The sequence below is a fragment of the Bradyrhizobium sp. UFLA05-108 genome (assembly GCF_059803455.1).
Genome location: NZ_JBANAZ010000127.1, coordinates 1 through 10,958, shown reverse-complemented (window position 1 = coordinate 10,958; position 10,958 = coordinate 1). Strand labels below are relative to the sequence as shown.

8 protein-coding genes and 4 pseudogenes are annotated in these 10,958 nt (G+C 58.9%); 2 read left to right on the top strand and 10 right to left on the bottom strand.

Annotation, left to right across the window (positions count from 1 at the left end; all coding sequences use genetic code 11):
• Positions 1-143: pseudogene (locus SO140_RS44530) on the bottom strand (IS701 family transposase); the annotation flags it as partial.
• A gap of 165 nt (positions 144-308) precedes the next feature.
• On the opposite strand from SO140_RS44530, the gene SO140_RS44525 reads away from it, so the two are divergent.
• Together SO140_RS44525 and SO140_RS44520 are read left to right on the top strand one after the other, a co-directional pair.
• Positions 309-1,295, top strand: coding sequence for an ABC transporter substrate-binding protein (locus SO140_RS44525; RefSeq protein ID WP_474803297.1), 987 nt, complete (start codon positions 309-311; stop codon positions 1,293-1,295).
• A gap of 257 nt (positions 1,296-1,552) precedes the next feature.
• Positions 1,553-2,515 carry an ABC transporter substrate-binding protein gene (locus SO140_RS44520; RefSeq protein ID WP_474803294.1) on the top strand — a complete coding sequence of 321 codons (963 nt, stop codon included), beginning with the start codon at positions 1,553-1,555 and terminating at the stop codon, positions 2,513-2,515.
• A 334-nt stretch (positions 2,516-2,849) separates the two neighbouring features.
• Here the strand turns inward: SO140_RS44520 and SO140_RS44515 are convergent, their stop codons facing one another.
• The 9 genes and pseudogenes from SO140_RS44515 to SO140_RS44475 all read right to left on the bottom strand — a co-directional run.
• Entirely contained in the window at positions 2,850-4,292 is a 1,443-nt protein-coding gene (locus SO140_RS44515) for a sulfatase family protein (protein ID WP_474803291.1), read from the bottom strand.
• 941 nt (positions 4,293-5,233) lie between these two features.
• Entirely contained in the window at positions 5,234-5,803 is a 570-nt protein-coding gene (locus tag SO140_RS44510) for a molybdopterin cofactor-binding domain-containing protein (protein WP_498544094.1), read from the bottom strand.
• 140 nt (positions 5,804-5,943) lie between these two features.
• On the bottom strand, positions 5,944-6,384 hold the full coding sequence (locus SO140_RS44505) for a hypothetical protein (RefSeq protein ID WP_474803285.1): 441 nt from the start codon (positions 6,382-6,384) through the stop codon (positions 5,944-5,946).
• A 413-nt stretch (positions 6,385-6,797) separates the two neighbouring features.
• Positions 6,798-7,241, bottom strand: a pseudogene (locus SO140_RS44500) ((2Fe-2S)-binding protein); the annotation flags it as partial.
• An 82-nt stretch (positions 7,242-7,323) separates the two neighbouring features.
• A pseudogene (locus SO140_RS44495) lies at positions 7,324-7,434 on the bottom strand (methyltransferase family protein); the annotation flags it as partial.
• Between the two features lie 301 nt (positions 7,435-7,735).
• Complete coding sequence (locus tag SO140_RS44490) at positions 7,736-7,960, bottom strand: ribbon-helix-helix domain-containing protein (RefSeq protein ID WP_474803282.1); 225 nt, start codon at positions 7,958-7,960, stop codon at positions 7,736-7,738.
• 88 nt (positions 7,961-8,048) lie between these two features.
• The gene (locus tag SO140_RS44485; protein ID WP_474803279.1) at positions 8,049-8,525 is read right to left on the bottom strand and encodes a recombinase family protein; all 477 of its coding nucleotides are present in this window, start codon (positions 8,523-8,525) and stop codon (positions 8,049-8,051) included.
• A pseudogene (locus SO140_RS44480) lies at positions 8,407-8,757 on the bottom strand (recombinase family protein); the annotation flags it as partial. The pseudogene SO140_RS44480 and the gene SO140_RS44485, both read right to left, overlap by 119 nt.
• Positions 8,758-10,759: 2,002 nt before the next feature.
• On the bottom strand, positions 10,760-10,958 hold a 199-nt coding region (locus SO140_RS44475; RefSeq protein ID WP_498544093.1), incomplete at its 5' end, for a hypothetical protein.

Sequence of the window (10,958 nt, the reverse complement as noted above, 5' to 3'; positions counted from 1 at the left end):
ATCAGTCCCGCAACATACAGAGGACACATCCGCTGCCGAGTCTTATGACCCAGCCGGTCCAAGAACGGCATCAGCCAGCGTTCAAGTTCGTCTTCCCATCCCGCCATGGTCAGCCCTCCAAGAGCCGACCACCCATGAATCATTGAAAAATTGATTCGGGAATCCTATAAAGCACGGCAAAACCGACAATCTGCCAAAGTAGTGCTAGACTGTGTACGCATAACGCCTTGCGGCTTCGCTAAAACACCTACTGACTGGTTCCAATATGCTAAATTTTCGCACGCTATTGTCTAAGCTAGGACGGGGATATGCGCCGACGTGATTTCATCGCGGCATTTGCGGGCGCTGCGACATGCTCGATTGCGGCGAAAGCACAGCAGCCAAGGAAGGTCGCGCGGATAGGTTTCCTGGTCACGCCGTCGCTTGAATCTCCCGAGACGCGCACAATTCTCAACGCTTTTTACCAAGGCTTACGCGAACACGGCTACATCGAGGGTCAGAACGTAATTGTGGAGGTCAGAGCGGCGAACTCGAAGATCGAGCGGTTTCCGGCGTTGGCCAACGAACTTGTTAGTCTCAATCTCGACGTCATCATGGCTTCAAACTCGGTAGCTGGTCGTGCCGTACAGCAAGCGACCACAACAATCCCGATTGTTTTTCCCGTGATGGATCCCGTTGGTGATGGGCTTGTTGCACAGCTCGTCCCTAAGCGTTTGGCTCTGCTCAAGGAAGCGCTTGCCACAGTTATCATAGTAGCGGCCCTCTGGCATCCCGGTGCATATGGCACGCGCACGATGAACGATATGATGAGTGAGGCCGAAGGGGCAGCTCAGACCTTAGACTTGCAGGTTCGTTTTGTTGGTGCGCGGGATCCTGACGAATTGGATAAGGCGTTCTCCGCGATCGCCGATGAGAGAGCTGATGCCCTTATGGTATTTCCCAGCCCGATGCTTTTCGCCGAGCGAAAACGCATTGTCGACTTCGCCGCAAAGCTCCGGCTGCCGCTAATCGCAATGGGCAAGGAGTTTGTGCAATTGGGTGGCCTGATGTCCTATGGAGCCGACATCACCGACTTCTTCCGGTTAAGCGGCGAGTACGTGGATAAAATCCTCAAGGGTGTCACGCCAGCCGACCTGCCGGTCGAGCAGCCGACAAAGTTTGAATTGTTTCATCAACCTCAAGACCGCGAAGGAGCTTGGCATCGGACTTCCCGCGACGCTGCTGGCCCGTGCCGACGGGGTGATCGAATAGCGTCCCTTTTGCTGCGATGCATGAGTCCCCCATTACCCGAATGACCGCGCGCCTCGTCGAGGTCTGGTTGGGATATAGCGGACCAGATTTGCTCACACTGAATTCTTCGCATTTTGACTCTGAGCGGTCGTCGTCGGCGAGGGGCCAGCGCTTCCGAAAACCGACCCTGTCCCTCGTTATCCAGCCGGTTTCCAATGTGCTAGTTTGAAACTAGCGATCGGTTATTGCTAGGCTTGGCGCAGGGGCGGGGGACATGAGACGACGCGAGTTCATTGCGGCAGAGCCACAGGGGAGATTTCGCATGAGGCGGGCAGTGCTCATTTGCGCGGTGCTGGCCTTGCTTTCGCCGGGATATTCGGAAGCCACAGAACGGGTTTGGCACTTGGGTGTGCTCACGCACCCGGGGTCCGCTGGCGGTGGCGCTGTCGGTTCTATCATACTGCCCTACTTGGCGACCCACGGCTTCGTCGAAGGTCGTAACTTAGTCCTTGATGTTCGTCTGGGTACGGAGGAGCAAATGCCGGCACTCGCGCAGGCGCTGGTTGGCGATAAGCCCGATGTCATCGTCGCCACGTCCGATTGGGCGCTCCATGCCGCTCGCGAAGCGACGAGCACAATTCCGATTGTCGCCGCACCAATGGGTCAAGACCCAGTCGGCGCCGGCGTGGCCGAGAGCTGGGCGCACCCCGGCGGCAATATCACGGGTGTTTGCCTTATCGCCTCGGAACTCGAGATCAAGCGTCTGTCCCAGCTTCATGAGGCCCTGCCGTCGGTGCATCGCATTGCAGTGATGTCAAACCATCGCAAGCTCGTGGAAGGGGGGTTACCGCTCTTGCACAAGGCCGCTGCCGAGATCGGACTTGAGTTGGTCGAAATCTGGGTCGAAAGCCCGAATGAGTACGCAGCCTCGTTTGATACGATGCGCGCGCATGGCGTGGAAGCCCTCGTGATCGTGCCTACCCCGGAGCTATTTCGCGACAGCGAAGCACTCGCCGCGCTTTCGGCGAGAGCCGGATTACCGACCATTGGAGGCTTTCGCGAGAGCGCACAGCAAGGTCTGCTGATTGGCTATGGTCCAAGTCTTAGAGAACTTAGCCAGCAGGCAGCGAGCTATGTAGAGCGCTTGTTCAATGGCGCGCGCGCGGGCGAGTTACCCTTCCAAGGTCCCACGCATTTCGACTTAACCATCAATATGAGGACGGCCAAAGCGCTTGGCATCACGATCCCACCGTCTCTCCTTGTGGGAGCCGAAATTATCGACTGAGGCCTTCTGATGGCCCAGAGCCGAACAACGGTTGAACGTACCATGTCCGGCTATGGGCAGCAGATCGGTCATTGGTGCTCGCCCATCTGCACTGCCGTTTTCGAACAACAGGACACTCGCTGCGTCTTTCTCAAATGCACAGGCCCTGGATTCGCTCCAAGGTCCCGCCGTGCGGCGGGCCCAAGGGCATCAAGCGCAGCAGCAGTTTTTGGATTCGCCGACCTTAAGGCGGCTGAACAGGGCCGCCAACCGATCACCTTCGGCTTGTTGCGCGGTGAAAATCGATCAGCGGCTAGAGCGATTGGAAGGCCGGCCTTCATTCGAAGGTGCGGGCTCAATCGAGCGCTGGATCCGGGTCGAGTGTCACTGGTTTTGCGCCCGGTCGATCGACCCATTGTTTGCCCGTATTGTTATAGGTGAAACTCGTGGCGGTTTCTGGCAGCATGGTCGCATTCCACTTGTTCCATTCGGCGACGAGACGATCGTAGATATCCTTGCGCCGCTCTTTCAGATTAGCGCGCTCCATCGGATCGTCGGCAACGTTGAACAGAAATGTATTGTCGAGAATCTTTAGATATTTCCAGTCCCCGATGCGCGCGGCACGCTGCCAGAGCGCCTTGTAGCGCCAAAACAACCGCCGCTCCACCGGAGGCGCGCCCTCCGAAAGCTGTGGCAGCAGATTCATCCCGTCCGATGGATAGGCCGGATCTTGTGCCGCGCCGGCTGCGGCAAGCAGCGTTGGAAGCCAGTCCATATTCGCGGTCACCTGCTGGCTAACGAGGCCCGCGGGGATGCGCGCGGGCCAGGAGACGAGGGCAGGAATGCGCAGACCACCCTCCAAAAGCTCCGTCTTACGCCCACTGAAGGGCCAAGTGTCGGAAAAGCGTTCGCCGCCATTGTCGCTGGTAAAAATCACGATCGTGTTGCTGGCCAGGTCGTGGTCGTCTAGCGCCTTCAAGACGCGTCCAACCTGATCGTCGAGTGCAAGTATCATCCGCCGATACGTCTCGCTCGAACCGCCGTCAAGGTGGAACAGATTGCGTCCTCCAAGACGCTCGGCCTCGGCTTGGTCCTCCGGACCTTCCCAAGGCCAGTGGGGGGCGCTGAAATGAAGACTAAGGAGAAACCGCTGGTCCGCACGTGCATAATCTTCAATGATCTTCACCGCCCGATCGCCAAGAAGGGTAGTCATATAGCCGGTTTGAGATACTGGTTGGTCTTCGTCCCAAAGATCCGGCTTGCCCTCCGTGTCGACGTGGAGGAAATAGTCAACCGCGCCGCTTCTATAGCCGTAAAAATGGTCATAGCCGCTCCTCAAAGGACTAAATTCAGGCAGGTTGCCGAGGTGCCACTTGCCGACCAGCGTCGTGCCGTAACCGACCTTCTTCAGAAGCGACGGCAAAGTCGGATGCTCTGGCGGCACGCCAATGCCTGGTTTTGTGACTCGCGTAATCGGCTCTTCCATTCCAACCGGCAATCTGGCTTGGTACCGGCCTGTTATGATAGCAACGCGCGATGCCGTGCAAACCGGCGAGTTGGCGTACGCTTGGGAAAAACGCGCACCCTGCATGGCAATGCGATCGATGTTCGGCGTCATGAAGTCGCGTCGACCGTTGCATGAAATATCCGCGTAACCCATGTCGTCGGCGACGATGAATACGATGTTTGGCCTCTGCGGCTCGGGCTGAGCGAGAGAAGCGGAGGTGCCCAACGCCAAGGTAACGCCGCCGGACGCAGCGCTCCGAAGAATTGTTCGTCGCGTGTATTTTGTCCTCATCGCTTGTCCTCCCATCCTTTGGACTTTCGGCCCGGCTGATATCGTGTCGCCCCGAGCCCCTTTAAACTTGACCATGTCTGGCTCGCAGGCCTGACCGATCACATTCTTGGGGAGACTGGAGCCAAGGACCTCACGTTCGAACAACAATTGCTATTCAGAATGAATCTATCATTTCGAGACCGCAAAGGCACGTGGCGACGCTTCACATGCTGCGGTGTATGAGCCTGTTCTTGGCATGGCCGTGCGCCTCGGCCGCGTCTCCGATCCCACAACCGGCTGCATGCAACGCGTTAGTGAGGGCCAAGGGATCTGCAAAGGTACCGACTTTGATTGTCTTCCACATCGAAGCTTCGGCGGCAGATCTGATGGGACTTCTTGGCGTGCTCGTTAATGGAGTCTTCTCGGACCTCAGTCGGTTCGACAGGACGTCTCGCGCCGTGCATTGCGCGCGAGCTTCGCTTGCGAACAAAGCCATCCACGCCGTGAAGAGCGTCGCAATAATGAGAGTGCTACGGCGCCATCCTATCGAACAATGCGCCAGGGCATATTTGGACGGCGTGTTCGGCCTCATGGCAATCTAACCCCTCGAAAGGCTAAATTGAAAACAGAACATGCGGTCACACTGCGGCCACACGGCCTGACCAGATGTGAAGCCGCTCACACCGCATTAACATTTTTCCGTGTCGAAACGTCGTTACCGGCCCTCAGCGAACCCGCACGACAACAGTTGTGACTAGAAAGAGACCCGCCTCCAATTCATTGGACGGAGGGTAGTGTGTCAAAGCAACCATGCCCAACGTACTTTGGAATGTGTCCGAGGGCGGGACACAAGGGCTCAAGTATTCCAATTTCAGTATTTCAATCTCCAAATCAACGGGCGGCAGTCCGTAAGCGCACCGTCCGTTCACGTCGGATCCCAAGAGGATCAGCGCAATTCTACTCTAGCATCGTTGAGACCATACATCGGGGCCGGGAGGCACGGGCGCCTGCAGTCGGTTGAACCAGGACGCTCCCATCGATTGTCCGGCCACATCGATGCTCATGCTCTCGACCATGCCATCGCGAACCGTTCCCTTGGCGCGCGAGAGCTGGATCGGACGCGGATAGTCGTGCGCCATGTTCTCTTCACGGCTCCAGGTCATCTTGATTGGAACATCTTCGATGGCCATCGCGAGTTCGATCGCCTGCAACGCATAGGTGTCGTCGAGTCGTGCCCCGAAGCTGCCGCCGATCGGCTGAGCGTGCACGTAGATCTTCTCTTCCGGCAGTTTCGTCAGCTTTGCCGCATGCCCACGGAGGAAGACCGGGATCTGCGTTCCCGTCCAGATGTCGAGCCGTTCCTTCGTATAGAGCACAACCGCATTCATGGGCTCGAGCGGCGCGTGGGTCAGATATGGAGTCCGATACTCCGCCTCAATCGGCTTAGACGAGCCGGCCAACGCCTTGTCGACGTCTCCGTCATTGCGAAGCCGGCTGTTCTGCTGGTCTTTGGAGAATGAATTCTCCAGCACCTTCCACATTCCAGCCGAGTCGGCCGGATAAGGAGGATCGTTCCATTCGATCTTGATAGCGGCTGCAGCTTGAAAGGCTCTCCAGGTGTTAGCGATCACGCCCACGCCGTCTTTGATGGGGACGATTTTTTTGACGCCTCTCATCTTCTCCGCGCTGGCGCATCGTATCGTTTGATCGTGCCTCCCATACCGGGGTTGGCGCGGACGGTCGCGTACACGACCCGGTCCGGACGAATATCAATCCCGTATTGTTGCGTACCGGTAGACTTGGCGACGATATCGATCCGGCGCATCTTCTTGCCGATGTAGCGCCACTCCTGTTCCGGCCTGAGCGTGACATCGGTCACCGGTGCAAGCTGCGCTGCCTCAGCGGCCAGTTCCGCGTATGTGAGGGATTTGCCATCGGGCAAGATGACCTGACCGTCCTTGGTCTTCAATTGCGATCGTGACACCCCCGACCTTCTGGCCGCCGCCTCCTTCAACGTCTCGCGCGCGACCGCGCCCGCCATGCGGAGTTTTTGATAGCCGTCGGGTACAGTGGACGAGCCCCCCGTGATCTGCATACCGAGAACGCGGCTCAACACTTCGCCCCTCCCCGCGCCCCACGCGCCATCATGCCATCGTCGATCGTAGAGAACGGCAGGCTGTCGTCCATCACCCGGCTGTTGAAGTAGGCCGGACTTGGTGGACCAGGATCGATGCGAACCTTGTGCGGATCCACGTCAAGCTCTTCGGCAATCAGATGAGCCTGGATGGAATACGCGCCTTGGCCCTTGTCGGCGCGCGGAGTGATGAGCGTAACGCCCTTTGCGTCGACGCGGACGTAGGGCGTGATCGCGGCTTCCCCAGCCTTGAGACCCTTGAGCAGCGGATTCGGAGGATCCTGGCGCAATCGGTAATAGCCGAAGGCGACGCCACCGGCGATCGCAGCGGAGCCGATCAGGAACGTGCGTCTTGCAATCGTCTTGAGCCGAGCCACGTTATTTCCCTTCATCATCTGGGCGGCAGTTTTGACGGCGCTGTGGATGCGCGTGTAAGTCCCGCATCGACAAAGATTTCCGTCCATGGCTTCGGCGATTTCGGAGTCCGAGGGATCGGGGGTTTTGGACAGCAGGGCCGCTGCAGTCATCATTTGACCGGACTGACAATAACCGCACTGCGCGACCTGGTGCTCGATCCAGGCCTGCTGAACCACATGCAGGTTTGCCGGAGTCCCCAGGCCCTCGATTGTCATGATGTTGCCGCGGACCTCGCCAGCGTTGATCGAGCAGGAGCGAACCGCGGCACCGTCGATATGAACGGTGCACGCACCGCAAAGGCCCGCACCGCAACCATACTTCGGTCCCGAGATACCCAGCTCGTCTCGAAGCACCCAAAGGAGCGGCATTTCCGGTTCGACGTCCAGATCGTAGCGCTTACTGTTGACGGTCAACTGCATTGCGAATGCTCCTGTAGTTGCGAACAACGACACCTGCCCGCCTGTCGATCAGAAGGCCCCGCAGGCGGCAGCTGCGGAATAGTCAGAGCCAGCGGCGAACCTCGGCCTTGTAGCGGCGGTAGTCGTCGCCGAACTTCGCCTCGAGATAGCGCTCCTCGCGGGCGATCACCTGCGTCTGGACCGCGATCAGCACCGCGGCTCCGGTCGACATGCTCGATCTTGGCGGCCAGGCGAGATGTTGTAGCGAATGGAGCCAGTCAAAAAAGCTCATCCGGGGCGATTTGGGAAATGATCATACTCGCCCAGCAAATCGCGACCAACCGTGGAGATCGCGCGGATGGATCTTTTCGAGCGCATTTTCATCGGCTTGGCTGTCGCTGGCGGGGTCTCACCGCCGCTATCATGATGCTGGGCGGTTAGTCGTCCCAAATCCGCTCGCCGCAGCCACATTCGTAAAGCCGAACGGCACCACCACCGCTTTTTCGATGATTGAACTAGCTGTGCTCGGCGCGGTTCTTGAAGTAGTCGAGAACGAACAGGCGTATCGCGGACGACAGGTTATTGTGCTGGCGGTTACGGTCGATCTCACCCACCGGATCCGACAGCGTCATGCTGCGCCGGCTGGAGATCTCCTTCATGCCATTCCAGAAGGCCTCTTCCAGGCTGACGCTGGTCTTGTGGCCGCCGACGATGATGGATCGTTTCCCGACTGATTTCATGGCTATTTCTCGCGCTCGATGGCCGACGCGCAATGTATCAAAGCAAAGCCGCGCGCGTCAGAGGGCGGGGTTCGATGTCGCGTGCTCTCTACTTGGCGCGCTTCAGGCGGCGCTTGCCTCGAAAGGGCGCGGCTGCTCCTTCACCACCCGCTGCACGACTGACGTGCCGACGCCGAGCTCCCGACCGATCTTCAGGATGCCCGTGCCGTCCTTGTGGAGGCGCAGGATGCGCTTTTCCAGCTCGGGCCTGCTCATGCCCCAGCGCTTCTCGTCCTCGCTCCGCTCGACCTTGCCTTTGCTGTCGGGCTTCTTGTGGCCGCGGCCCAGCTTGATGCCGCCGGCCTTGGCCCTCGTAAGCCCGGCATTGACGCGCTCGACGATCATGATCGCTCGAACTCAGCGAAGACGCCGCACCTCTGGAACGTGGGCGACCGGATGGTGTGGTCGTGTCGATAGCCTGCTGATGCAGATATAGATTGCAGTGGAGAGCCTGTAATTCGTTCAGGAAGCCGACCAAGTGCTGCAGACTGCGGCCGAGCCGATCGACGGACCAGGCGGCGATCATGTTGATACGCCGCGATGTGGCGTCCTTGAGCAGCCTCAAAGCCAGGGCGTTTCTCCCGACCATTACGACCAGAGATGCCGGCATCCTCATAGATATCGACGATCTCCCAGCCTGAGCGGGCAGGCAACCGCCTCAGCTCGCGGCGCTGGTTCTCGGTGGTCTGGCCATCGGTGCTGACCCGGAGATAAACGCCAACTCGCCATGACTGCAGCCTCCAAACTTGACGCCGCATCATACCCGAAGCCAGACTTTCGCCGAGCACATTCGTGAACGATATCCGTGAGCATCAGTCGGCATTTTCGGGTGGGTTTTCGGTATAAGGCCGCAATATGATGCCGCGCACCTGACTGAAACCAGAGCGGCGCGGCCCGCGTTACGTGGTCAGCGGGCGAGACACACCGCCCGCAGCGCGGCCCCAGCAGACGACGGGGAGCTTGTGCCCAGCTAGTTCCCGGGGCCGCGCCCTCGATCACGTCGGCCCGGGGCGGAATTTTTAAAATCAGCCAGACGCGCGAGCCGGGGCGGCCGACATACATGCACGCACACGCCGCATTCGCAAGCAGTCTGGACCTGGATTTGATGCTGCGCGATTTCGCGCCCTCGCATCCTCGGCGGCATTGATTGTCGCTGGTTTTTCTTCTGGCGCTGCCCAACTTCGCGCATCCCACGCGGAATTTGCCGCAGTCCTACGCACCTGGTCTCGTCCACCCCATGCGGCGGCCGGCACCTATAACGGAGGCGGTCTTCGAGAAACCCACCAGCCCGCGCAGGCGTTATCAGTAGCGCGGCTGCAGCACACCGCGCGGTCGCCGGGCGCGGCGGGTCGGGACTCCACGGCCAGGCAGCGCCCGGCACAGGGGTGTAGGAATTTCTCGCAGCCGTGCGCGCGTTAGAAGTCTGGGTCAACTTTCTGACGGTGCCGTCAGGAAGTGTGTGGCGCTGACCGCATGGCCGCCTAGCGCGATGAGCGTCGCGCGCGTGAGGTGGGTCGTCAATGCCGGAGCATTCGCGCTGAAGTGAGAACATCCTCGTCCGAGAATTTCTTGATCTCTAGTCCCAGACGCTCCACCTCTTCGCCAAATCCTCGGCCATGCAGTAGTAGTCGATAAAGCTGCTTGACGGCGTGATGTGTCTGTGGACCAGCGCGCGTAGCTCTCGCCTGAACTGCTCATTCCCGACTGTTGTGCCCGTTAGTTGGGGCGGCAGGGGCGTGTGGGGCATGGGCACAGCGCTCCTCCTTTGCAGAGCACAATCGCCACCGATTGCGCTTGTTCCTGCTCGCGGGCACGGGACCACTTGGATTGGTGGGCGGGGCAGATGCAACTCAGGATAAGATGGATCATGCGGCCCTCATTCGCCTGAATCGCGCGCACGGATCGTCATTCACTTAAGTGAACGCGCCGGGGCAGAGGCTCGGCAGGATCGGCCATGCCGGACATGATCCCCGGCAGAGTGGTTATACCTCCCACGGTCTCGGCTCACCCCAAAGGCCGAGACCGTTTTTTTACGCGGCGGCGTTTGGTAGCCCGGAACGGCGGAGGGTGTAGGATTTCTTCTCGGGGGGTGTGCGCGTTAGTTAGGTGGCGCGACCCATTAACACAGTGAAACTTGACAAGTTAGCCTTCGGAATTAGGTTAGGAACACGCGCTGGGCTAGAGCGTCCGGAAGCTCGTGCGTCAGCGCTTTGTCAGCACCCGCCTTTGTTTTGGCCGGAAAGATAGCGCTCAGCAGTCTTTCCCTGCCCTGGCCGAAAGGCAGGGCCCTTTCTTCCAAAAAGTTAATGTTTTGACGCGGGGTACCGCGCGTCGAGGAGAGGCAACCAAATGAAAAATCATTGGAACGCCACCAACATGTGGCGTCGCTCCGCAACTAAGGAGCGATCCGGTGAAGTCGGACGACAAGACCATCAAAACTCGCATCGTTCGTACGACACTTTGCGTAATTTTCACGATCACACTCAACGTCGCAGGTCACTTGGAGTTTTCCTGGGGCCACAGCGATGTTCCCAAGCACCGAGCCCACCTGCTGCCATACGCGCGCAATCAAAATCCATAAAAAGCACCGGTGCCACTAATTACTCAAGCTGGCGTCTGAGACGAGGGCTTTTTTTGGAATGAAAAGAAAAAAGCCAAACTGCCGACATTCGGAATCGCATAGACGAGCCGTCACTTTTTTGCGCGCGACGCAAAGGAGGCCGCCCGAAGGCCGCCTCAGTAGAAAAAGCGCTGATCTAACTATTCCGTTTTAAAATAAGACCGCAGCTGAGCCTCAAGCTGCGCCCAGCCGCGGGTCCAACAATACAGATACGGACAGCCATAGAAAGCGGGTGCCCACCAATCGCTTCCATCCGTGCGGTGTGCACCGTAGAGCTTGCATTCGGCAAATAGTAAGGCTGCCAGCCATGAATGCGTCATTGCTGCAAATACAACCTCT